Source organism: Ensifer aridi (assembly GCF_002078505.1).
In the GTDB taxonomy this organism is placed as follows: domain Bacteria; phylum Pseudomonadota; class Alphaproteobacteria; order Rhizobiales; family Rhizobiaceae; genus Sinorhizobium; species Sinorhizobium aridi.
Genome location: NZ_LUAV01000002.1, coordinates 571,156 through 593,108 on the forward strand (window position 1 = coordinate 571,156; position 21,953 = coordinate 593,108).

Annotated in this window: 22 protein-coding genes; 17 read left to right on the forward strand and 5 right to left on the reverse strand. The window is 62.7% G+C overall.

The genetic code is table 11. From position 1 onward, the window contains the following. Window positions 1-197: 197 nt before the first annotated feature. The 5 genes from AYK65_RS03010 to AYK65_RS03030 form a co-directional block, all read right to left on the reverse strand. Window positions 198-659 carry a YbaK/EbsC family protein gene (locus tag AYK65_RS03010; RefSeq protein WP_046119883.1) on the reverse strand — a complete coding sequence of 154 codons (462 nt, stop codon included), beginning with the start codon at window positions 657-659 and terminating at the stop codon, window positions 198-200. Between the two features lie 91 nt (window positions 660-750). Further along, window positions 751-939 (reverse strand): hypothetical protein, encoded by a 189-nt coding sequence (locus tag AYK65_RS03015; protein ID WP_081157892.1) that lies wholly within the window; start codon window positions 937-939, stop codon window positions 751-753. A gap of 168 nt (window positions 940-1,107) precedes the next feature. Continuing rightward, a complete protein-coding gene (locus tag AYK65_RS03020) occupies window positions 1,108-1,362 on the reverse strand; it encodes a GlsB/YeaQ/YmgE family stress response membrane protein (RefSeq protein WP_026613257.1) in 255 nt (84 codons plus the stop codon). A gap of 245 nt (window positions 1,363-1,607) precedes the next feature. Beyond that, window positions 1,608-2,900, reverse strand: coding sequence for an L-rhamnose catabolism isomerase (rhaI, locus tag AYK65_RS03025; RefSeq protein ID WP_046119881.1), 1,293 nt, complete (start codon window positions 2,898-2,900; stop codon window positions 1,608-1,610). 13 nt (window positions 2,901-2,913) lie between these two features. Further along, window positions 2,914-5,013 (reverse strand): bifunctional rhamnulose-1-phosphate aldolase/short-chain dehydrogenase, encoded by a 2,100-nt coding sequence (locus AYK65_RS03030; RefSeq protein WP_026613255.1) that lies wholly within the window; start codon window positions 5,011-5,013, stop codon window positions 2,914-2,916. A 200-nt stretch (window positions 5,014-5,213) separates the two neighbouring features. Here AYK65_RS03030 and AYK65_RS03035 point away from each other — a divergent pair, with 200 nt between their 5' ends. The 17 genes from AYK65_RS03035 to cheT all read left to right on the forward strand — a co-directional run bounded on the left by AYK65_RS03035 (window position 5,214) and on the right by cheT (window position 21,744). Beyond that, the gene (locus AYK65_RS03035) at window positions 5,214-6,035 is read left to right on the forward strand and encodes a DeoR/GlpR family DNA-binding transcription regulator (RefSeq protein WP_026613254.1); all 822 of its coding nucleotides are present in this window, start codon (window positions 5,214-5,216) and stop codon (window positions 6,033-6,035) included. A 101-nt stretch (window positions 6,036-6,136) separates the two neighbouring features. Beyond that, entirely contained in the window at window positions 6,137-7,126 is a 990-nt protein-coding gene (gene rhaS, locus AYK65_RS03040) for a rhamnose ABC transporter substrate-binding protein (protein ID WP_046119880.1), read from the forward strand. 289 nt (window positions 7,127-7,415) lie between these two features. Next, window positions 7,416-8,927, forward strand: coding sequence for a sugar ABC transporter ATP-binding protein (locus AYK65_RS03045; RefSeq protein WP_046119879.1), 1,512 nt, complete (start codon window positions 7,416-7,418; stop codon window positions 8,925-8,927). Continuing rightward, window positions 8,924-9,904: an ABC transporter permease gene (locus AYK65_RS03050; RefSeq protein ID WP_046119878.1), complete on the forward strand. Its 981-nt coding sequence runs from the start codon at window positions 8,924-8,926 to the stop codon at window positions 9,902-9,904. Before AYK65_RS03045 ends, AYK65_RS03050 begins: the two co-directional genes overlap by 4 nt. Continuing rightward, complete coding sequence (locus AYK65_RS03055) at window positions 9,904-10,908, forward strand: ABC transporter permease (protein ID WP_081157893.1); 1,005 nt, start codon at window positions 9,904-9,906, stop codon at window positions 10,906-10,908. The genes AYK65_RS03050 and AYK65_RS03055 overlap by 1 nt, the downstream gene beginning before the upstream one ends. Window positions 10,909-10,920: 12 nt before the next feature. Continuing rightward, on the forward strand, window positions 10,921-11,235 hold the full coding sequence (gene rhaM, locus AYK65_RS03060) for an L-rhamnose mutarotase (protein WP_046119876.1): 315 nt from the start codon (window positions 10,921-10,923) through the stop codon (window positions 11,233-11,235). Window positions 11,236-11,242: 7 nt separating this feature from the next. Next, window positions 11,243-12,634, forward strand: coding sequence for an FGGY-family carbohydrate kinase (locus tag AYK65_RS03065; RefSeq protein WP_081157894.1), 1,392 nt, complete (start codon window positions 11,243-11,245; stop codon window positions 12,632-12,634). Window positions 12,635-13,349: 715 nt separating this feature from the next. Then, the gene (locus tag AYK65_RS03070) at window positions 13,350-14,963 is read left to right on the forward strand and encodes a globin-coupled sensor protein (protein ID WP_046119874.1); all 1,614 of its coding nucleotides are present in this window, start codon (window positions 13,350-13,352) and stop codon (window positions 14,961-14,963) included. 13 nt (window positions 14,964-14,976) lie between these two features. Next, window positions 14,977-15,270 carry an STAS domain-containing protein gene (locus AYK65_RS03075; protein ID WP_026618227.1) on the forward strand — a complete coding sequence of 98 codons (294 nt, stop codon included), beginning with the start codon at window positions 14,977-14,979 and terminating at the stop codon, window positions 15,268-15,270. A 3-nt stretch (window positions 15,271-15,273) separates the two neighbouring features. Beyond that, entirely contained in the window at window positions 15,274-15,639 is a 366-nt protein-coding gene (locus AYK65_RS03080; RefSeq protein WP_026613245.1) for a response regulator, read from the forward strand. Between the two features lie 20 nt (window positions 15,640-15,659). Further along, the gene (locus AYK65_RS03085; RefSeq protein WP_081157895.1) at window positions 15,660-17,936 is read left to right on the forward strand and encodes a chemotaxis protein CheA; all 2,277 of its coding nucleotides are present in this window, start codon (window positions 15,660-15,662) and stop codon (window positions 17,934-17,936) included. A gap of 5 nt (window positions 17,937-17,941) precedes the next feature. Beyond that, on the forward strand, window positions 17,942-18,409 hold the full coding sequence (locus AYK65_RS03090) for a chemotaxis protein CheW (protein WP_026613243.1): 468 nt from the start codon (window positions 17,942-17,944) through the stop codon (window positions 18,407-18,409). Further along, on the forward strand, window positions 18,406-19,314 hold the full coding sequence (locus AYK65_RS03095) for a protein-glutamate O-methyltransferase (RefSeq protein ID WP_046119872.1): 909 nt from the start codon (window positions 18,406-18,408) through the stop codon (window positions 19,312-19,314). The genes AYK65_RS03090 and AYK65_RS03095 overlap by 4 nt, the downstream gene beginning before the upstream one ends. After that, complete coding sequence (cheB, locus tag AYK65_RS03100; RefSeq protein WP_026613241.1) at window positions 19,311-20,360, forward strand: protein-glutamate O-methylesterase CheB; 1,050 nt, start codon at window positions 19,311-19,313, stop codon at window positions 20,358-20,360. Before AYK65_RS03095 ends, cheB begins: the two co-directional genes overlap by 4 nt. Then, window positions 20,360-20,749 (forward strand): response regulator, encoded by a 390-nt coding sequence (locus AYK65_RS03105; RefSeq protein ID WP_026613240.1) that lies wholly within the window; start codon window positions 20,360-20,362, stop codon window positions 20,747-20,749. The genes cheB and AYK65_RS03105 overlap by 1 nt, the downstream gene beginning before the upstream one ends. Next, the gene (gene cheD / locus AYK65_RS03110; protein WP_026613239.1) at window positions 20,746-21,300 is read left to right on the forward strand and encodes a chemoreceptor glutamine deamidase CheD; all 555 of its coding nucleotides are present in this window, start codon (window positions 20,746-20,748) and stop codon (window positions 21,298-21,300) included. Before AYK65_RS03105 ends, cheD begins: the two co-directional genes overlap by 4 nt. A gap of 60 nt (window positions 21,301-21,360) precedes the next feature. After that, window positions 21,361-21,744 carry a chemotaxis protein CheT gene (gene cheT / locus AYK65_RS03115; protein ID WP_081157939.1) on the forward strand — a complete coding sequence of 128 codons (384 nt, stop codon included), beginning with the start codon at window positions 21,361-21,363 and terminating at the stop codon, window positions 21,742-21,744. Window positions 21,745-21,953 lie beyond the last annotated feature (209 nt).

The following is a 21,953-nucleotide window of genomic DNA, read 5'->3' on the forward strand; positions in this document are numbered from 1 at the left end:
GTCGCTGTAGCACTTTGAATGCTGCATGTTTCATCCTTAAATCGGCTACGATTTAAGGAAACATGCAGTAGGGAGTTGAGGATAAGGATGTACGAAATGACCGAACACATGATGAGAGTGTTGATGAGCATCATTGCCGCACTTTCGCTCGGCTCGGTGATGTTCCTCATCGCTATTCTCTAGAGAGAATCAAGGAATCACAGTGCGGACACGTCGATCCATTCCGCACCGGTCAACTCGGCGATGCGCGACGGGCTAATGTGTACCGCGGCATTGGTCGCGCCGGCGGCGGGCACGACGACGTCGAAAGCCTTGAGGGATTCGTCGCAATAGACGTTGTGGGGTTTGGCAAGACCGAAGGGGCAGACGCCCCCGACCGGATGGCCCGTCTCCGCCTCGACCTCATCGAGGTCCAGCATGCGCGCCTTGGTGCCGAAACGTGCCTTGTACTTCTTGTTGTCGAGGCGCGCATCGCCGCGTGTGACGATCAGGATAACGTCGTCTCCGACCCGGAGCGCAAGCGTCTTGGCGATCTGCGCCGGTTCGACGCCATGGCCTTCAGCTGCGAGCGCCACGGTCGCGGTGCTCTGTTCGAGCTCGACGACGTCGATATCCGGTGCGTGTTGAGAAAAGAACTGCTTGACAGAGGCTAGGCTCATTTCGGGCTATCTATGCTCTTGAACGAAAGAGAGGCGGCGACGAAACGCCGTTTCGGCGGTCTCTGCGAATTCGTGGAGGAAAGCGAATGTCTCAGTCGTCGTTCGAGGCGTCAAGATCTTCGGGGCGTCGGCCCTCCTGCTGCGGCGGCAGATAGCCGTGGCTGGCGAACCACTTTTCGAGGATCGTCGATATCGCCTGCTCGCGCGTCAACGTGCCGGAGTGATCGTCGATATAGGTTTGCAATGCCGTTTCGACCTTCTCGGCATAGAGCTCGGTCATCTTTCCCTCCGCTTTGTCATTGCGCGGCGACCACGACCGGAGCGTGTCGCTCCCGCGTCCGCGCCTGATTGGTCGGACGGAGGTCGCCGTAGCGGTTGTTATCGCTGAATGATCTTGTCCTCAAACCGGTTCCGATGGTAGGCGAATCCTCACTCGGATATCGCCATTTCAGGCCTGTTTGACGATGCGGATGAGCGCCAGAAGGATCACGGCGCCGATCGTCGCGTGAATGATCGCCGCCATGATACCGGTGCCGAGGGTGATGCCGATCGCCGGAAAGAGATAGCCGGCAATCAGGGCGCCGATGATGCCGACGACGATGTTGCCGATCAGGCCGAATCCGAAGCCGCTAACGATGAGGCCGGCGAGCCAGCCGGCAACGGCGCCGACGATCAGCAAAACCAGAATGCTTTCGATACCCATCAATGTTCCTTTCGGTTGTACCCGGAGGAAAAAGATAGCCGATGATCTTGGATCAGTAGAGGGCAATTCGATCGCGCGGCGATTTTTCTGCGCAAACGGGATGCCGGCACGGACCGGCTATGGTTGGTCTGCTGCCGCTGCGTAACGCGGGGTGAACAAAGGCCTGTTTGCCTAAAAGCCCGGACGATCCCGGGCCGCATCGACCGGGATCGTGAGTCGGAACACACCATTCTATAGTAGCAGATTCAGACGATGCCGCCGCCACCGCCGCTGACCGCCGGGCGTTCGGAGGCCACCCTGGCGCGGTAGCCGCCCGCTCGATAGGTGGCGACCGGTGCGATTGCGCCACCGCTTTCGAGCCTTGCCATGGCGAGGATCGGCTCGACGTCAGTACGGAAGGCGGCTTTGAGCGTTTCCGAGGCCATCAGCGCGTCGTTATCCTGCTGATAGGCCTCGAGCGCTCGCCGGTCGACGAGGAGCGCCTGGGCATAGGCGCGGCTCACCTCCATCGCGCTCGTCATCAGGCTCTCGATCGGGTCTGTCACATTGTGGCTCTGGTCGAGCATATGCGCCGGCTTGAAGCCTTCCGCGGCCCGTGTCTCGGCATCGACGAGCTCGTTGAAGACGAGGAACAGGCGGTAGGGGTCGATGGAACCCGTATCGAGGTCGTCGTCGCCATATTTCGAATCGTTGAAGTGGAAGCCGCCGAGCTTCCTGAACTGGATGAGCCGGGCGACGATCATCTCGATATTGACGTTCGGCGCATGATGGCCGAGGTCGACGAGGCAGAAGGCCTTGGGCCCAAGCTCTTGTGCGATCAGGTAGTTGGTACCCCAGTCCTGCACGACAGTCGAATAGAAAGCCGGCTCATACATCTTGTGTTCCGTGAAGACGCGCCAGTCATCGGGAAGTGCGGCATAGACCGCCTTCATCGAGTCGAGATAACGCTCGAAGGCGCGGGTGAAGCTGCTCTGCCCCGGAAAATTGGAGCCGTCGCCGATCCAGACCGTCAACGCTTTCGAACCCAGCGCCTTGCCGATCTCGATGCAGTCGAGATTGTGTTCCACGGCCTGCCGGCGCGTGGCAGCATCGGTATGGCTGAGCGAGCCGAACTTGTAGGAGTGGGCCTGGCCGGGCGCGTCCGAGAAGGTGTTGGAGTTCATCGCGTCGAAGCCCAAGCCGAGCGACGTTGCCTTCTCCTTCAGCGCCCTGAGATCGGCCACCTTGTCCCACGGGATGTGCAACGAAACGGTCGGCGTCGCCCGCGTCAGTTGCTGGATGACGCCGCAGTCCTCGAGCTTGTCGAAGATGTTGCGCGGCTCGCCCGGGCCGGGGAAGCGGGCGAAGCGCGTACCGCCCGTGCCGACGCCCCAGGAGGGAACGGCGACGCCATAGGCGGCAACCTTGTTCTTGATCGCATCGATGTCGATGCCGCGGCCCGAGAGCCGCTCGCCGAGACTGTCGTAGTCACGCTTGAGCTCTGGCTCGCGGCTTGCGTTCTCGGCATTGAGAACGGACGTGCTGATCATCTCTGTCATGATTGCCTCCGACTCAGCGGGTGAAGGACTGGGCATTGCCCGCGTCGACATTGATGATGTTGCCGGTCGATTTCGCCGACATGTCGGAAGCGAGGAAGTAAACGGCCTCTGCGATGTCCTCCGGGAAGACGCTGCGCTTCAGCATCGACCGCTCGCGGTAATGCGCCTCCAGCTCGTCGACGTCCATCTTGTAGGCGGCTGCGCGCTGTTCCTTCCATTCGCCGGTCCAGATCTTGGAACCGCGCAGCACCGCATCGGGATTGACGACATTGACGCGGATCTGCGCCGCCGCGCCTTCGAGCGCCAGGCACCGGGCAAGGTGGATCTCGGCGGCCTTGGCGGTGCAATAGGCGGACGCGCCGGGCGAGGCGGCAAGGCCGTTCTTCGAGGCGACGAAGACGATATTGCCTCCCGCCTTCTGATTGCGGAAGATGCGGAAGGCTTCGCGCGACACCAGGAAATAGCCGGTCGCGAGGATGTCCATGTTCTTGTTCCAGAGCGCCAGCGTCGTGTCCTCGACCGCCGCCGACGAGGCGAGGCCGGCATTGGAGACGAGGATATCGAGGCCGCCGAAGGCGAGAAGCGCGTCGCCGAAGCCCGATTCGACCGCCGCTTCGCTGGTCACGTTCATATTGACGGAGCGGACGAAGTCCTTGCCGTAACGCCCGGCAAGCTCGATTTGCGCTGCTTCCAGCGCCGTCTCATCGATGTCGGCGAGCACGACGCAGGCGCCTTCCTGCATCAGCCGGTTGGCCGTCGCCTTGCCGATGCCGCCGGCGCCGCCGGTGACGAGCGCGATCTGCCCGGCGAGGCTCTTCGGTTTCGGCATGCGCTGGAGTTTCGCTTCCTCCAGCAGCCAGTATTCGATGTCGAAGGCTTCCTGCTCGGGCAGGCCGACATAGGTCGACACGCCCGAAGCGCCGCGCATCACGTTGATGGCGTTGACGTAGAACTCGCCGGAAATGCGCGCCGTCGCCTTGTCCTTGGCAAAGGTGATCATGCCGACGCCCGGCACGAGATAGACGACGGCGTTCGGGTCGCGCATCGCCGGGCTGTCGACACGCTTGCAGCGCTCGTAATAGGCGGCGTAGTCGGCGCGGTAGGCGGCCACCGCCTCGGGCAGGCCGGCAAGTGTCTTTTCAATGTCCGGCTTCGCCGGGTCGAAATCGATCACCAGAGGCCGGATTTTCGTTCTGAGGAAGTGGTCGGGGCAGCTCGTGCCGAGCGCCGCCAGCGGCTCCAGATTGGTGGAGGTCACGAAGTCGAGCACCGCCTGGCTGTCGTCGAAGTGGCCGACTTTATTCTCTTCGGCGCTGATCAGGCCGCGGATCACCGGCATCAGCTTCTTGGCGATGGCTGCGCGTTCGGCGGCGGCAAGCGTCGGTTTCGCCTGCCCGCCGAAGGCCGGGGAAGCATTTTCAGCCTCGAACCAGGCAATGGCCCGGTTGATGATCTCGATCGTCGTCTCGTAGGCTTCTTTCGCCGTGTCGCCCCAGGTGAAGAGGCCGTGGCTTTCGAGCACTACGCCGCGCGCGCTGGGGTTTTCGAGGCAGAACTTCTCGAGCCAGAGGCCGAGCTCGTAGCCCGGACGCTTCCACGGCAGCCAGCCTATCTCGTCGCCGAAGATCTTCTGCGTCAATTCCTTGCTGTTCTTGGAGGCGGCGACGGCGATGATCGCGTCCGGATGCATGTGGTCGACATGCGCCTTCGGCACATAGGCGTGCAGCGGCGTGTCGATCGAGGCGGCGCGCGGATTGAGATTGAAGGTGCAATGCGGCAGGTAGCCGACCATCTCGTCTTCGAATTCGTCGCCGCGATAGATGCCCTTGAGCGCCCGGAGCTTGTCCATGTAGAGGGTCGCGAAGCCGTCCATCTTGATCGTGCCGACGTCGCCGCCTGAGCCCTTGACCCACAGGACCTCGACCATCTCGCCGGTAAGCGGGTCCTTTTCCATGACCTTGGCGGAGGTATTGCCGCCGCCGTAATTGGTAATACGCTTGTCCGATCCGAGAAGATTCGAGCGGTAGAGAAGCTTTTCCGGCTCGGTCATTCCTGCCGCCTTGCCCTCGTCCCAGAGATTGGTCAGGCGTGCGCCCTGTTGCTTGTCGAGCATCTTCATTCCTCCCGGGTCAGCTGGCCGCGGCGCACAGGACCGCGGCGATATCGTTGCACTCAGATCACACGGTGAATGCATGGATGTCAATCAAAAACGATCAAAAACGCGCATATTGCGTCGCACAATGGAAAAATATGATTGATCATGATTGACAATGCTCGGGACTGGTGGAAGCATGCACGACATTGGAGGAGCGCATGCACGAGAAAGAAAGACATAGGATCATCCTGTCGGCGGTGCAGGAAAAGCCGGTCGTGACCGTGCCTGAGCTCGTGGACCTGACCGGTAGCTCGGAGGCGACGATCCGCCGCGACATCGCCGCGCTGCATGTGCAGAAGCGGCTGCGGCGGGTGCGCGGCGGCGCCGAAGCGATCAATCCGCCGCAGTTCGTCGGCCTCGCCGGCCGCCCCTTCAGCGTCAACGAAGGTCTGCATGCGCGGGAGAAGCAGGCGATCGCCCGGGAGGCGGTGGCACTTTGCCAGGACGGCGAGCCGATCATCATCAATGGCGGCACGACGACCTTCCAGATGGTGCATTTCCTGGCGAACCGAAGGATGCAGGTCTTCACCAATTCCTTTCCGATTGCCGAGCACCTGCTCAAGCACTCGAAGAATACGGTGATGCTGTCAGGCGGCACGATCTATCGCGAGCAGAACATCATCCTCAGCCCCTTCGACAACGACGTGACGCGCAACTTCTATGCGCGGCGCATGTTCATGGGTGCGCAGGGGCTCGGGCCGCTCGGCCTCATGGAGGCCGATCCGCTTTTGATCCAGGCCGAGCAGAAGCTGATCGACCAAGCCGACGAGCTGGTGGTGCTCGTCGATTCCTCGAAATTTCACAGGCGATCGAGTCTCATTCTCTGCGGGCTCAAGCGCATCGCCACCGTGATCACCGATTCGGGCATCGAGGACAGGCATGCCTCGATGCTCGAAAATGCCGGCGTCAATCTGATCATCGCCAATGCGAAGGCGGCGAGCGACGCCGAAACTGCTTCAACATCCGCCGGAGGCGGATGAGGAGAGGGGGAACGGCCTTCCCGGTGAAGCCCGGGAAGGTGTCCAGAGTTGTCGGGCCGGACGCATCCATTCCGTATGCGGGCCCAAGGGAGGAGAAAGTGATGAAGATCCTGAAATCATTGATGGTCACGGCCGTCGTTGCGGTCTCGCTGATGGCCAATGCCGCTCATGCGGAGACGAAGAAGATCGCGCTCGTCGTCAAGGCGCTCGGCATCGGCTTCTTCGAGGCCGCCAACAAGGGCGCCCAGGAAGCCGCCAAGGAACTCGGCGACGTCGAGGTCATCTATACCGGCCCGACCTCGACGACGGCGGAAGGTCAGATCGAGGTGATCAACTCGCTGATCGCCCAGAGGGTGGATGCGATCGCGGTTTCGGCGAATGATACCGATGCGCTCGTCCCGGCCCTGAAGAAGGCGATGGACCGTGGCATCAAGGTCATTTCCTGGGATTCGGGTGTGGCCAAGGAAGGCCGGATGATGCACCTCAATCCGTCCTCGAACGCGCTGATCGGCAACATGATCATCAAGCTCGCCGCTGACCATCTGCCGGAAGGCGGCGACGTTGCCGTGCTCTCGGCATCGGCAACCGCCACCAACCAGAACACCTGGATCGCCGAGATGAAGAAGGTCCAGGGCAACTACAAGGGCATCAACGTCGTGACGACCGTCTATGGCGATGACCTTGCGGACAAGTCCTATCGCGAGACGCAAGGTCTCATCCAGTCCTATCCCAACCTGAAGGCGATCATCGCTCCGACCTCGGTCGGCATCGTCGCCGCGGCGCAGGCCGTCACCGACGCCGGCAAGATCGGCCAGATCAACGTCACCGGCCTCGGGCTGCCGTCCGAAATGGCCGGCCACGTGAAATCCGGCGCTTCGAAGTCCTTCGCCATCTGGAACCCGATCGACCTCGGCTATTCGGCAACCATGATCGCCTATGACTTGATCAACGGTGCCGAAGCCAAGCCCGGCGCGGAACTGAAGATGGGCCGCATGGGCACGGTCAAACTCGACGAAAACAATGAAGGCGCCATGGCCGATCCGTTCGTCTATGATGCCAAGAACGTCGAGGAATTCGCGAAGATCTTTTGATCTGAGGGGATGAGGGGTGTTTCGCTCCTCATCCGGCCTGCCGGTCACCTTCTCCCCGCAGGCGGGGAGAAGGGAACAGCCGGCGACGCCTCGCCCCTTATTGACGCTAGCGGAAACCGCGGGCTCCGAGGGGGTCCCCTCTCCCGCGAGCGGGGAGCGGGTTAGTCCTGGGGTTAAACCCGAGGAGATGGGCAGCCGCGCCGTGAGAGCCTCATGAACGACCGCCGCTCGATTGAAACGACTGAAATTAGTGGACTCTCTCTTGTTGCAGGATAAAACCACATCGCGGATGAAGCCCGCCATCACGCTCGAGGGCATCTCGAAATCCTTCCCCGGCGTGCGCGCTCTTTCGGATGTCTCGCTCGCGCTCTATCCGGGGTCGGTGACGGCACTGATCGGTGAAAACGGCGCCGGCAAGTCGACGCTGGTCAAGATCCTGACCGGCATTTATCAGCCCGATGCCGGGGTGATCCGGGTCGCCGACGCGGAGACGACGTTCCCGACCGCGCTTGCCGCGGCACGCGCCGGAGTGACCGCGATCCATCAGGAGACCGTGCTCTTCGACGAGCTCTCCGTTGCGGAGAACATCTTTCTCGGCCATGCGCCTCGCAACCGCTTCGGCCTGATCGACTGGAAGAAGCTCAATGCGGATGCGCAAGCGCTGCTGCACCGGGCAGGCGCCGACTTCGACCCGACGATCCGCCTACGCGACCTCGGCATCGCCAAGAAACATCTGGTAGCGATTGCCCGCGCGCTCTCGGTTGACGCCCGCGTCGTCATCATGGACGAGCCGACGGCGGCGCTCTCGCACAAGGAGATCCACGAACTCTACGCTCTGGTCGAGCGGCTCAAGGCCGACGGCAAGGCGATCCTTTTCATCAGCCACAAGTTCGACGAGATATTCCGCATCGCCGACCGCTACACCGTCTTCCGCGATGGCGCGATGGTCGGCGAGGGGCTGATCGCCGATGTGAGCCAGGACGATCTCGTGCGCATGATGGTCGGCCGCGCCGTCGGTTCGGTCTACCCGAAGAAGGAGGTCGCGAGCGGCGAGCCGGTGCTGACCGTTTCGGGCTATCGCCATCCGACCGAGTTCGAAGACATCAATTTCGAATTGAGGCGCGGTGAAATCCTTGGCTTCTACGGCCTCGTGGGCGCCGGCCGTTCGGAATTCATGCAGTCGCTGATCGGCATCACCCGACCATCGGCCGGCGCAGTCAGGCTCGATGGTGAGGTGCTGGTGATCCGCAGTCCCGCCGAAGCGATCCGCGCCGGCATCGTATACGTACCGGAGGAGCGCGGCCGCCAGGGCGCGATCATCGGCATGCCGATCTTCCAGAACGTCACCCTTCCGTCGCTTTCACACACCTCACGCTCGGGCTTCCTGAAGCTCGCTAACGAATTCGCGCTGGCGCGCGAATATACGTCGCGCCTCGATCTGCGCGCGGCCTCGCTCGACCAGGATGTCGGCACGCTCTCCGGCGGCAACCAGCAGAAGGTGGTGATCGCCAAATGGCTGGCGACGAGGCCGAAGGTTATCATCCTGGACGAGCCGACCAAAGGCATCGATATCGGTTCCAAGGCCGCCGTCCACGCCTTCATGAGCGAACTCGCCGCCCAGGGCTTGAGCGTCATCATGGTTTCCTCGGAAATTCCCGAAATCATGGGCATGTCCGATCGCGTCATCGTCATGCGCGAGGGCCGCATCGCCGGCCGGTTCGACCGGGTCGAACTGACGGCCGAAAAGCTCGTCCGCGCCGCCGCCGGCATCGAAGCGCAAGTCAATGGCAGGGCCGCATGATGGCAAAGCTCCTCAAGAATCGCGAAATCCTGCTCGTAGTGGCGATCGCCGTGCTCGTTGCCTTGATCGCGCTGCGCTTTCCCGCTTTCGTGGCGCCGGCAAACCTCGCCCGCGTCTACAACGACACCTCCATCCTCATCATCCTAGCGCTCGGGCAGATGGCCGTGATCCTCACCCGATGCATCGATCTGTCGATGGCGGCGAATCTCGCGCTCTGCGGCATGGTCGCGGCCATGCTGAACAGCGCCGTTCCCGGCCTGCCGGTTCCGCTCGTCATCATCGCCGCCATGGCACTCGGCGGCGTGCTGGGCACGATCAACGGAACGCTCGTCTGGAAGCTCAACATCCCGCCGATCGTCGTCACCCTCGGGACGCTGACGATCTATCGTGGCCTGATCTTCCTCCTGACGGACGGCAAGTGGATCAACGCGCATGAGATGAGCGACGCATTCAAGGCTCTGCCGCGGCTGGATGTTGCCGGCATGCCGGTACTCTCCTGGGTGTCGCTCGCGATGATCGCGCTTATGTTCATGATCATGGGCCGCACGCCGCTCGGCCGCGCCTTCTATGCCGTCGGCGGCAATCCGCATGCTGCCGTTTACACCGGCATCGATGTCGGCCGCACGCGCTTCTTCGCCTATTGCCTGTCGGGCACCCTTGCGGGGCTTTCGGGCTATCTCTGGGTCTCACGCTATGCGGTCGCGTATGTGGACATCGCCGCCGGCTTCGAGCTCGACATTATCGCTGCCTGCGTCATCGGCGGCATCTCGATCGCCGGCGGCATCGGCTCGGTGCCGGGAGCCGTGCTCGGCGCGCTGTTCCTCGGCGTGATCAAGAACGCTCTGCCGGTCATCAACATCTCGCCCTTCGCGCAGATGGCGATTTCCGGGACGGTCATCATCATCGCCGTTGCCGTCAACGCGCGCGCCGAGCGCCGCAAGGGCAGGGTCATTCTCAAGAAAGCGGAGGCTGTCTGATGGCGGACGCCCAAATCTCCCCCCGCAACATCCCCGATCGTCTTGAGGGGCGCGGCGCGCGCCTCCTCAAAAGCTGGGAGTCGCTGCTCATCGTCGTGGCGGCCGCCATCTTCCTCGGCAATTCGCTCGCCTCGCCCTATTTCCTCGATCCGTGGAACCTCTCCGACGCCACCTTCAACTTCACCGAAAAGGCGGTGATCGCCTTCGCCATGGCGCTGGTGATCATTTCCGGCGAGATCGACCTCTCGGTCGCGTCGATCATTGCGCTTGCCTCGACCGCCATGGGCTATGCCGTCCAGCTCGGCTTCGACACGCCGGCGCTCGTTGCGATCGGCCTCGGTGTCGGACTCATCTGCGGCATCGTAAACGGGCTCCTGATCACCGGCCTCGGCCTGCCGTCGATCGTGGTGACGATCGGCACCATGAGTCTGTTTCGCGGCCTCTCCTTCATCGTCCTCGGCGACCAGGCCTTCACCGGCTATCCGGAAAGCTTCGCCTGGTTCGGCCAAGGCTATGTCTGGTGGGTCTTCTCCTTCGAGTTCACGCTCTTCGTTCTGCTCGCCGTCGTCTACGGCGTGCTCCTGCACAAGACGAATTTTGGCCGCGCCGTCTATGCCATCGGCAACAACCAGACGGCAGCACTGTTCTCCGGCGTCCGCGTGGCGCGGGTGAAATTCACCCTCTTCTTGCTCACCGGCCTGATGGCGGGCCTTGCCTCGATCTGCCTCACGTCGCGTCTCGGCTCCACCCGTCCCTCGATCGCGCTCGGTTGGGAACTCGAAGTCGTGACGATGGTGGTGCTCGGCGGCGTCAACATTCTCGGCGGTTCGGGCACCATACCGGGTGTCGTGCTGGCGGCGTTGATCATGGGTATGGTCACCTTCGGCTTCGGTCTGCTTAACGTTCCCGGCATCGTCATGTCGATCTTCATCGGCCTGCTCCTGATCTCGGTCATCGCCTTGCCGATCCTCTGGCAGCGCGCCCGTCGCCGTCTTGCGCAGTGAGGTCTGATCCCCATGGAAAAATACGCTTTCCGCATGCGGCTCAATCCGGGAATGGCCGAGGAGTATAAGGCGCGCCACGATGCGATCTGGCCCGAGCTGGTCGAGCTTCTCAAGGACGCCGGCATCTCGGATTATTCGATCCATCTCGACGAAGAAACCAACCTGCTCTTCGGTGTTCTCTGGCGGACCGACGATCACAAGATGGCCGACCTGCCATCACATCCGGTCATGCAGAAATGGTGGGCCTACATGGCCGACATCATGGAAACCCGCGCGGATAACGAGCCGGTCGCGGTGCCGCTCAAAACCGTCTTCCACCTGAGCTGATCGGGCCATGAAAACCGTCGCCGTCATCGACATCGGCAAGACGAATGCCAAGGTCGCGCTGGTCGACCTCGATCGCTTCGAGGAAATTGCCGTGCGCAAGACGGCCAACGCGGTGGTCGACGGCGGGCTCTATCCGCATTTCGACACCGAACGGCTGTGGCGCTTCATTCTCGACGGCCTCGGCGCGCTCAATCGCGAGCGACCGGTCGACGCGATTTCCGTGACGACGCATGGCGCGACCGCAGCGCTGCTCGATGAGACGGGCGAACTTGCCTTGCCTGTGCTCGACTACGAGTTCGCCGGGCCGGATGCGCTCGCCGACGACTATGACCGAGCGCGCCCGCCTTTTGCGGAAACCGGCTCGGCCCGCCTGCCGATGGGGCTCAATGTCGGTGCCCAGCTCTTCTGGCAGCAGCGCATGTTTCCGGAGCATTTCGCCCGCGTCGCGACGATCCTCACCTATGCGCAATACTGGTCCTATCGGCTGACCGGCGTGCGGACGAACGAACTGACCTCGCTCGGCTGTCATACCGACCTTTGGAACCCGAAGGCGGCAAGCTTCTCGGCGATGGTCGAGGAACAGGGCTGGCGCCATCTCTTTGCGCCGGTGCGTAGGGCGGGCGACGTGATCGGCGGGCTACTGCCGCCGCTCGCGGGCGAAACAGGCCTGTCGCGCGGCCTGCCCGTCTATTGCGGCATCCACGACTCCAACGCTTCGCTGCTGCCGCATCTCTTGACGCGCCGTGCCCCCTTTTCAGTGGTGTCGACCGGAACCTGGGTCGTCATGCTCGCCGTCGGCGCCGACGCAGTGGAACTCGATGAGCACCGCGATACGCTGGTGAATGTCAACGCGCTTGGCGATCCGGTCCCGTCGGCCCGCTTCATGGGCGGTCGCGCCTTTTCGTTGCTTGTTGGAGACAATCCGCCGCCGCCCTCGCGCGAGGCCGAGGCGCGTGTCCTTGCGGCGAGACACATGCTGCTGCCGTCGGTGCCCGGCGGTTCCGGTCCTTTCCCCTCCGCAAATCCGCTTTGGACAACCGGGGAGGAGAAACTCACCCCGTCCGAGCGGCTCGCCGTCGTCTCCTTCCATCTCGCTCTGATGACGGCGACCTGCCTCGATCTCATCGGTGCCAAGGGAGAGATCGTCGTCGAAGGCCCCTTCGCCGCGAACGACGCCTATTTGAGGATGCTTGCCGCCGCCAGCGGACGGCCGGTCCTCGCCAACAGGCTCAGCAGCACGGGAACCAGCCTCGGTGCGGCCTGCCTCGTCGCGGGCGCCCGCGTCAGAACAGGCGCGGAACCGGTGACGGATGCGACAGGCGAAGTCTATGCCGACTATGCCGACGAATGGCGCCGCCTGACCGCCGCGCATGTGCAGGCGGACGGTCGTCCTTCATAACCCATCTGTGGACGACAGAGTAATGCGAGCGCGTCATCTCGCGCAAGACAAGTGCGGGTTCAAGAGAAGCAGGTTCGGCTGGCTTAAAGCTGTCAGAATACGGAGTTTCTGCTCGCCGGGCGCCTGTGCTCGAGATTGACGACGATCGAAATCGCGGCCAGAGCGAGTGTTGCAGTGATGATGGCGCTTATCCCAAGAACAATCATTGTTCATTTCCCGTGGGCGCACCCTCATGGTGTCGCCCTGTACCTGACGATCGTACTGCACGCGTGGTCCGCGCCATTTACACATCCGTCTCGATACTGGACGGCAAGTAGAACCGCAATTCTAAACTCTTGTGATTGAAAACCTGTTGCTTCGCGCCTCTATAGACAGTGCAGAAACAGTGATCGGTAAAGCTGTGGTTGAATTTTAGCGATTCCGACTACGGGCCGGGAACCGTTAACCTTCAAGCAAGGAATTAACCATAAACATGGTCCCACACGTCGGAATGGGAAGTTTTTCAGGTTCTTCACCAGGCATGATGCCGCACCGCCGTACCGGTTCCGGTCCGGTATCCATTCTTCACCGAAATTACTTGTGGGGCGGACGATAGCAGACGCTTAGGGCGCGCTGATCTTATCGACTTGGCGTGACCGGCCGCCGGCGGGCGATCCTCCCTCAGGCAATTTCGATTGCGCACTTGAGCGCCGCGCGTCAGTAGCCGGGGATTAGCGTGAAGCAGGAAGCGTCAGAACAGGCAAAAAGGGGCCAGGCCGGCAGCCTGCTGGAGCGCCTGCGCTTTGCCGGTCTCGACGAAGAGACCTGTGCACTCCTTCGCGGTCATCGGCAGGCGCTGTCGCCGCGCGTCGAGCTTGCGCTGCGCGAGCTTTTCAACCGCCTGCAAGGCCATCCGGAGGCGGCGCGCCACTTCGAGAGCGATCGCCAGATCGACCGCCTTCACGACCTGCAATCATCGCATTGGAACGTGCTTACGGACGCTCGTTTCGACGGGCTCTATGCCGAGCGCGTCAAGGTGCTCGCCGATACGGAAGGCCGCATGGGCCTCGACCCGCGCTGGCAGATCGCGAGTCACGCGGTCGTGCTGGAGCATCTCATCGTCGGCGCGATCGAGGACGCCTGGCCGAAATCCCTGCTTCCCTTCGGCAGGGCGCGCAGGAAGGAACTCAGCGACCTCGTCTCCGCTCTCGTCCGCGCTGCCTTCGTCGACACCGAGATTGCCGTTTCGCTGCGCTTCAACGCGCTTCGCCAACAGCATCAGCGCCAACTCTCCGAGCAGCGCCGGAGCGACGAAACCGAGGTGGCGGCGCTGTTTTCGGACTTCGTCGCGGCTCTTAGCGACGGGAACCTCGCCGCTCGTCTTCCGGAGGACGTGCCGGAGGCCTATCGCGCGATCGTCGCCAGTCTCAATGCGGCATTGACCCAAATTCAGGAAGCACTGCTCACGGCGGATAAACGCGCCCGCGCGGCCGAAACCATCGTCTCGGAGCTGCAGGGCAAGGTGACCGAACTCTCCGGCAAGATTGGAGGAGAGGCTGAAGCCCTCAGTCAGCACGTTGGCGCCCTTGGCGCCGTGACCGAACGCATGCGCTCCGGTTCGATCCGCATCGGCGAGACGGAGGCCAAGGCGAGCGCGACGCGCGTGGCGGTGGAACGGAGCGGCGAGATCGCCGGCCAGGCGATCTCGGCCATGGCCGACATCGAAGCTTCGGCGGAGAAGATCGGCCAGATCATCGGCGTGATCGACGAAATCGCTTTCCAGACCAATCTTCTGGCGCTCAATGCCGGCATCGAGGCGGCGCGCGCCGGCGAGAGCGGACGCGGCTTCGCGGTCGTGGCCCAAGAGGTCCGCGCGCTAGCGCAGCGTTCCGGCGAAGCGGCGCGCGAGATCAAACAACTCGTTAGCGGAACGAAGACCCAGGTCGAGGTCGGCGTCGAGATCGTCGGCCGCACCCAGGATGCGATCAGCAGCATCGCCGAGCAGGTCATCTCCATCAACGAGGCCGTTACCGGCATCGCACGGAATTCGGAATGTCAGGTGAATGATGTTGCCGCGGCAGCGTCCGGCATCGGCGGCATCTCCGAGGCGCTGGGCCGCGGTGCGGCGCTCGCCGGCGAGACGGCGGCTTCGTCGGAGGATCTTCACAGCGTCATCCTCGAACTCGGGCAGACGATCCGCCGCTTCCGTTTCGAGCGGCAGGCGCGATCCTCGGCAGCGGCCTTCGCCCAATCGCCCGCCCTGCTGCCGGAAAAGCACGAAGACGAACTGCAGATGCCGTTCGGCGATGACGCCGTCTCGGAGCGGCATTTCGCCGGATGGCGGCGCTAGTTGAGGGAACAAAATGGCCAGCAGGAATACCGCTCGAAAAAAGCTGAAGCTCGCTCCGGTTCTGGATTTGAACGAGGCGACGGCGCTGCATGAAAGGCTCCTGGCCCTGAAGGGCGGCGCCGTGACGATCGATGCATCCGCCGTCGAGCGGGTAGGTGCGCTCTGCGTCCAGGTGCTGATGGCTGCCGCCAGAAGCTGGGAAGAGGATCACTTGTCTTTCACCTTTGCCGAGGTGTCGGACGCTTTCATTAAAACGACACAGCTCATCGGCGTGGACGTTGCCCCCCTGATGGCGAAGGAGATTTGAGCCATGAAGAAGAGAGTGCTGACTGTCGATGATTCCCGGACAATCCGGAACATGCTTCTCGTTACCCTCAACAATGCCGGATTCGAAACGATCCAGGCTGAGGATGGCGTCGAGGGGCTCGAAAAGCTCGAGGACGCCAACCCGGACGTGATCGTCACGGACATCAACATGCCCCGCCTCGACGGGTTCGGCTTCATCGAGGGCGTACGCAGGAACGACCGCTATCGCGCCGTACCGATCCTCGTGCTGACCACGGAAAGCGACGCGGAGAAGAAGAACCGCGCGCGGCAGGCAGGCGCCACCGGCTGGATCGTCAAGCCGTTCGACCCCACCAAGCTGATCGATGCGATCGAGCGCGTAACGGCCTGAAAATCCGGGGATAGCCTCCAATGGATATGAACGAAATCAAAGAGATTTTCTTCCAGGAATGCGAGGAGCAACTCGCGGAACTGGAGTCGGGTCTCCTCAAGCTCAACGACGGCGACCGCGATCCGGAAACGGTCAATGCCGTCTTTCGCGCAGTCCATTCCATCAAGGGTGGCGCCGGCGCGTTCGGGCTGGATGACCTCGTCTCGTTCGCGCACGTGTTCGAGACAACGCTCGATTGCGTTCGATCCAACAGGCTGGAGCCCAATCAGGAAGTCCTGAAAGTCATGCTGAGATCGGCCGACGTGCTCGCCGACCTCACCAATGCCGCCCGCGACGGTGGCAGCGTCGACGAGGCGCGCAGCCGGCAACTGATCAAGGAACTCGAGGCGCTCGCGAACGGCGAAGTGCCGCAAGCCGCCGCCGAACCCGCGCCGAAGGCAGCCCCGCCGGCTGCTGCCGCGCCTGTTCCTCCGGTGAACGAGGAAGGCTTCCAGCCCGTTGCCTTCTCCTTCGAGGAGTTCGAAACGGGCGAAGAGCCGGCGATCGATCTGCCCACTTACGAGATCCTCTTCAGGCCCAAGTCCGATCTCTACGCCAAGGGCAACGACGCGACCTTGCTCCTGCGCGATCTGTCGCGTCTCGGCGAGATGAGCATCCATTGCGACATGGACGGCCTGCCGGCGCTCGACCGCATGAACCCGGAGGCGGCCTATTTCGCCTGGAAGATCTCGCTGAAGACCGACAAGGTTGAAGAGGCGATCCGCTCCGTTTTCGAGTTCGCCGAATGGGACTGCGAGCTCGAGGTGATGCTTGCAGACGATCAGGCCCAGGCGCACGAGGAACTGCCGATGCAGCCCGTGCCGTTCGATCTCTCTATGCTCGACGAAGAGCCGCGCGCGTCTGTCGAGGAAGAGGATCGGACCGTTGCGGGAGAGCGCGACATTCGCGAATTGGCGGGGTCGGCCGCGGAAGCGACCTCGAACGTGGTGCAGATGACGCCGAGCGCTGCACGCGTGCCCGCCGAAAGCGGCAGGAGCGCGGCGTCGGCCGCAGCGCAGTCGGCCGCTTCCCAGCAGGCCGCCTCGGCGGCGACGCCGACGATCCGCGTCGACCTCGATCGCGTTGACCGCCTGATCAATCTCGTCGGCGAGCTCGTCATCAACCAGGCGATGCTGTCGCAGAGCGTGATCGAGAACGACACCAACGGCACGTCGTCGATCAACATGGGTCTCGAGGAGCTGCAGCAGCTCACCCGCGAAATCCAGGACAGCGTCATGGCGATCCGTGCGCAGCCGGTGAAGCCGGTCTTCCAGCGCATGTCCCGCATCGTGCGCGAAATCGCCGACATGACCGGCAAGTCCGTTCGTCTCGTCACCGAGGGCGAGAATACGGAAGTCGACAAGACGGTCATCGACAAGCTCGCCGAGCCGCTCACGCACATGATCCGCAACGCGGTCGATCACGGCCTCGAGACGCCGGAAAAGCGTATTGCCGCCGGCAAGAACCCGGAAGGCACGGTGCGGCTGACGGCCAAGCACCGCTCTGGCCGCATCGTCATCGAGCTTGCCGACGACGGCGCCGGCATCAACCGTGAGAAGGTGCGGCAGAAGGCAATCGACAACGATCTGATCGCGGCGGATGCAAACCTTTCCGACGAGGAGATCGACAACCTGATCTTCCACGCGGGCTTCTCGACCGCCGACAAGATCTCCGACATTTCCGGCCGCGGCGTCGGTATGGACGTCGTCAAGCGCTCGATCCAGGCGCTCGGCGGCCGCATCAATATCTCCTCGAAGCCGGGGCAGGGCTCGGTCTTCACGATGAGCCTGCCACTGACGCTTGCCGTTCTCGATGGCATGGTGGTGACGGTCGCCAACCAGACTCTCGTCGTGCCGCTGACGGCAATCGTGGAAACCCTGCAGCCCGAGGCGTCGGCAATCCACAGCTTCGGCGCCAACCAGCGGCTGATCTCGATTCGCAACTCCTTCTGCCCGCTCGTTGATGTCGGCCGGATCCTGAACTTCCGGGCGACGCAGGCGAACCCCGTCGACGGCGTGGCGCTCCTCGTCGAATCCGAGGGCGGTGGACAGCGGGCTCTGATGGTGGATGCGATCCAGGGCCAGCGCCAGGTGGTGATCAAGAGCCTCGAAGCCAACTACACCCACGTTCCCGGGATCGCGGCGGCGACCATTCTCGGTGACGGGCGGGTTGCGCTCATTCTCGACGTCGATGCCATTGTCGCCGCATCGCGCGGCCAAGCCTTGAAACCTGAAATGTCACTTGCTGCAGCCGGATAATACTCATGACCTATGCCGCAAAAAATCTGACCACTGGCGGACGGGAGCTGATCGCTTTCCGCGTCGGCGACCAGGAATTCTGCGTCAACATCATGTCAGTCCGCGAAATTCGCGGCTGGACGCCGGCAACTCCCATGCCGCACGCACCCGCCTATGTGCTCGGCGTCATCAATCTGCGCGGCGCCGTGCTGCCGATCATCGATTTCTCTGCTCGCCTTGGCATGAAACCTGCCGAGCCGACGGTCCGACATGTGATCATCGTCGCGCAGGTGAAGAGCCAGGTGGTCGGACTCCTGGTCGACGCCGTTTCCGATATCCTGACGGTCTCGGACAGCGACATTCAGCCGACGCCGGATATTGCCTCCGATTTCGAAAGAAGTTTCGCGCGCGGCGTGCTGGCGATCGAGGGTCGAATGATTTGCCTCGTCGAGCTCGACTCCGTATTCCCTCACGAAGAAAGGGAGGCGGCATGAAAGCCCAGGCCACTCTCGAACAACGATTGTCTCCGGACGAATGTCTTGCAAGCGGCGAATATCCGCTGACCCGTCGCGATCTCACCGAAATCGCGGCGATGATCTATGCCGATGCCGGCATCTATCTGAATGAATCCAAGGCGTCGCTCGTCTATTCGCGGCTCTCGAAGCATATTCGCAACTTGGCGCTCGGGGGCTTTCGCGATTATTGCCAGCTCGTCGCGTCTCCCGCGGGTGCTGCTGCCCGCCGCGACATGCTCTCGCATCTGACGACGAACTTCACCCGCTTCTTCCGCGAGAATCATCACTTCGAGCATCTGAAGACGGAGGTTCTGCCGGATCTGATCGCGCGCGCGAAAAACGGCGGCCGGGTGCGCATCTGGTCGGCCGCCTGTTCGGACGGCCAGGAGCCCTATTCGATCGCGCTCACCGTACTGTCGCTCCTGCCGAATGCCGCGGATTACGACTTCCGCATCCTCGCGACCGATATCGACCCGAAGATTCTGGCACTCGCGCGCGCCGGCGCCTATGACGCGACCGCGCTCGAAACGGTCAACCCCGCCATGCGCAAGCAATGGTTCAGCGAGGTCGAGGTCGCCGGCCGCCGCAAGTGGCAGGTCGATGACCGCGTCAAGCGGCTGATCACCTTCAACGAGCTCAATCTCATGGCGCAATGGCCGCTCAAGGGACCATTCGACGTCATCTTCTGCCGTAATGTGGTGATCTATTTCGACGAGCCGACGCAGATGAAGATCTGGTCGCGCTTCGCCGGCGTGCTCGATACCGGCGGGCATCTTTACATCGGCCATTCGGAGCGCGTTTCAGGGGAAGCCAAGGCGCTCTTCGACAATATCGGCATCACCACCTATCGCCATACCGGCAAGTTCCATGGAGGTCGGGCATGAGCGCTCCCGCACGTGTTCTCGTCGTCGATGACTCGGCTACAATGCGCGGCCTGATCTCGGCCGTGCTGAACGCCGATCCGGAGGTAACAGTCGTCGGTCAGGCGGCCGACGCGCTCGAGGCGCGCCAGGCGATCAAACAGCTCGACCCGGATGTCGTGACGCTCGACATCGAGATGCCGAACATGAACGGCCTCGAATTCCTCGACAAGATCATGCGGCTAAGGCCCATGCCGGTCATCATGGTCTCGACGCTCACCCACAAGGGCGCGGAAGCGACGATTGCCGCCCTCGAAATCGGCGCCTTCGATTGCGTCGGCAAGCCTCATCCGGGAGACCCCAATCCTTTCGGCGGCCTGATCGAGAAGGTCAAGGCGGCGGCGCGCTCGCAGCGAAAGGCGATGATCACCAGCAACAGGGCAGCCGCACCAGCGGCGACCGCGGTTTCCGAATACAGGGCAGGGCGCAAGATCATCGCCATCGGCGCCTCGACCGGCGGTGTCGAAGCCTTGATCACGGTGCTGCAGAAGTTTCCGGCCAATTGCCCGCCGACGGTGATCACGCAGCACATGCCGCACACCTTCACCAGGAGCTTTGCCGAAAGGCTGAACCGGCTTTGCGCACCGACCGTCCAGGAAGCAACCGACGGAGCGCGGCTCGAGATCGGCAAGATCTATCTGGCGCCTGGTGGCGAACGGCATCTTATGGTCGCCAATGCCGCCGCACCCTGTTGCCGCCTTGTCGACCGCGACCCCGTCAACGGACATCGCCCGTCCGTCGACGTGCTGTTCGATTCGGTTGCCGAAGTGGCGGGACGTAACGCCATCGGCGTCATCCTGACCGGCATGGGCCGCGACGGCGCGTCCGGCCTGCTTAAAATGAGGCATGCCGGAGCGCGCACCTTCGGCCAGAACGAGAAAACCTGTGTCGTCTACGGCATGCCGAGAGTCGCCTATGAATTGGGCGCGGTCGAAACACAGCTCCCCCTCGGATCGATCGGGGAGGAAATATTGAAGACGGCTGCAGCCCGCAAAGAAGGAAGCGAATAATGTCCCTCGCTGAAAAGATAAAAGTACTGATCGTCGACGATCAGGTCACGAGCCGCTTACTCTTGGGTGACGCCTTGCAGCAACTCGGCTTCAAGCAGATCACTGCCGCCGGTGACGGTGAGCAGGGCATGAAGATCATGGCTCAGAACCCGCATCATCTGGTCATCTCGGATTTCAACATGCCGAAGATGGACGGCCTCGGCCTGTTGCAGGCGGTGCGCTCGAACCCAGCCACCAAAAAAGCGGCCTTCATCATCCTGACCGCCCAGGGCGATCGGGCGCTGGTGCAGAAGGCGGCCGCGCTCGGCGCCAACAATGTTCTCGCCAAGCCGTTCACGATCGAAAAGATGAAGGCGGCGATCGAAGCCGTGTTCGGAGCGCTGAAATGAGCATGGAAGCTGCCGGCAAGCGCGTGCACGTCATTCAGGGCGAGTTCAAGGTCGTCAACGATCCGAATATCGTTCTTTCGACCATTCTCGGCTCCTGTGTGGCCGCCTGCATGCGCGACCCTGTCGCGGGCGTCGGCGGCATGAACCACTTCCTGCTGCCGGGCTCGGCGACCTCGCCAAGCTCGGGCGGCGATGCCACGCGCTACGGCGTGCATCTCATGGAGCTGCTCATAAACGGTCTTCTGAAGCAGGGCGCGCGTCGCGACCGGCTGGAGGCGAAGATCTTCGGCGGCGCCAGGACGATCGCGCGTTTCTCGAATGTCGGGGAGCAGAATGCCGCCTTCGCGCGCCAGTTCCTGATGGATGAGGGCATCCGCATCGTCGGCGAAAGCACCGGCGGCGAGCATGGGCGCAAGCTCGAGTACTGGCCCTTCTCGGGGCGCGCGCGCCAATATGCGCTCACGGGCGTGGAAGCCCAGCGCGCGATCCAGATGGATCAGCGACCTGCGCCCGTGCCGAAGCCAGCGGAAAGTTCGATCGAATTCTTTTGAGCATGCCGCCTGTACGGGCAGGCGAACCGAAACGCGTCCCCAAGCCACGTGAGAGAGATGATGCAGATTGACTATAACACTACGCCTCTCGCGGACGAATCCTTGCCGGACGTGCTGATGCGCATCGTCACCGAGCTTCATGACGTCGCCTACCTCATCGAACGCATCGAGCCCCAACTCCTCGATGGCGCAACATCCGCGGATGCGGCCGACAAGATGATGGTGCTCCAGGGCATCGACCTTGCGGTTCAGAAGACGCGCGGTCTCGCCGAATTCATCGACACCATCACCGCCTCCATCCCCGACGACTGGCTGGTCGATATCAGCACGGCCGTCAATCTGGTCAAACTTGCCGATATGAAGAAGGCTCTCGCCAGCGGCATGCTGCGCCACGGACACTCGCAGCCGCTGACGAAAGTCGCGGGCGATTTCGAGGCGTTCTGACGATAGGTATTGCCGTCCATTGCCCTCTCTGCAGGCGGCCGCGCTTGCGGGGACAAGATGCCGGCGGGCGGATGAAGGGCCGCGGAGTCCCCGCGCAGCTCGCCCGATCCCTGCACTTCGTCAAGTTCGCGCAAGTTTCGTTCCCTAGCTTCGCATCGGGGCTGGTAGATTCGCGCGTATCGACGATCGGCTGAGCGCAGGCCGATACC

Bases quoted from the DNA above. Each gene is read 5' to 3' on its own strand.
- AYK65_RS03010 (WP_046119883.1), bottom strand. From the start codon at position 659: ATGAGCCTAGCCTCTGTCAAGCAGTTCTTTTCTCAACACGCACCGGAT.
- AYK65_RS03015 (WP_081157892.1), bottom strand. From the start codon at position 939: ATGACCGAGCTCTATGCCGAGAAGGTCGAAACGGCATTGCAAACCTAT.
- AYK65_RS03020 (WP_026613257.1), bottom strand. From the start codon at position 1,362: ATGGGTATCGAAAGCATTCTGGTTTTGCTGATCGTCGGCGCCGTTGCC.
- rhaI (WP_046119881.1), bottom strand. From the start codon at position 2,900: ATGACAGAGATGATCAGCACGTCCGTTCTCAATGCCGAGAACGCAAGC.
- AYK65_RS03030 (WP_026613255.1), bottom strand. From the start codon at position 5,013: ATGCTCGACAAGCAACAGGGCGCACGCCTGACCAATCTCTGGGACGAG.
- AYK65_RS03035 (WP_026613254.1), top strand. From the start codon at position 5,214: ATGCACGAGAAAGAAAGACATAGGATCATCCTGTCGGCGGTGCAGGAA.
- rhaS (WP_046119880.1), top strand. From the start codon at position 6,137: ATGAAGATCCTGAAATCATTGATGGTCACGGCCGTCGTTGCGGTCTCG.
- AYK65_RS03045 (WP_046119879.1), top strand. From the start codon at position 7,416: ATGAAGCCCGCCATCACGCTCGAGGGCATCTCGAAATCCTTCCCCGGC.
- AYK65_RS03050 (WP_046119878.1), top strand. From the start codon at position 8,924: ATGATGGCAAAGCTCCTCAAGAATCGCGAAATCCTGCTCGTAGTGGCG.
- AYK65_RS03055 (WP_081157893.1), top strand. From the start codon at position 9,904: ATGGCGGACGCCCAAATCTCCCCCCGCAACATCCCCGATCGTCTTGAG.
- rhaM (WP_046119876.1), top strand. From the start codon at position 10,921: ATGGAAAAATACGCTTTCCGCATGCGGCTCAATCCGGGAATGGCCGAG.
- AYK65_RS03065 (WP_081157894.1), top strand. From the start codon at position 11,243: ATGAAAACCGTCGCCGTCATCGACATCGGCAAGACGAATGCCAAGGTC.
- AYK65_RS03075 (WP_026618227.1), top strand. From the start codon at position 14,977: ATGGCCAGCAGGAATACCGCTCGAAAAAAGCTGAAGCTCGCTCCGGTT.
- AYK65_RS03080 (WP_026613245.1), top strand. From the start codon at position 15,274: ATGAAGAAGAGAGTGCTGACTGTCGATGATTCCCGGACAATCCGGAAC.
- AYK65_RS03085 (WP_081157895.1), top strand. From the start codon at position 15,660: ATGGATATGAACGAAATCAAAGAGATTTTCTTCCAGGAATGCGAGGAG.
- AYK65_RS03090 (WP_026613243.1), top strand. From the start codon at position 17,942: ATGACCTATGCCGCAAAAAATCTGACCACTGGCGGACGGGAGCTGATC.
- AYK65_RS03095 (WP_046119872.1), top strand. From the start codon at position 18,406: ATGAAAGCCCAGGCCACTCTCGAACAACGATTGTCTCCGGACGAATGT.
- cheB (WP_026613241.1), top strand. From the start codon at position 19,311: ATGAGCGCTCCCGCACGTGTTCTCGTCGTCGATGACTCGGCTACAATG.
- AYK65_RS03105 (WP_026613240.1), top strand. From the start codon at position 20,360: ATGTCCCTCGCTGAAAAGATAAAAGTACTGATCGTCGACGATCAGGTC.
- cheD (WP_026613239.1), top strand. From the start codon at position 20,746: ATGAGCATGGAAGCTGCCGGCAAGCGCGTGCACGTCATTCAGGGCGAG.
- cheT (WP_081157939.1), top strand. From the start codon at position 21,361: ATGCAGATTGACTATAACACTACGCCTCTCGCGGACGAATCCTTGCCG.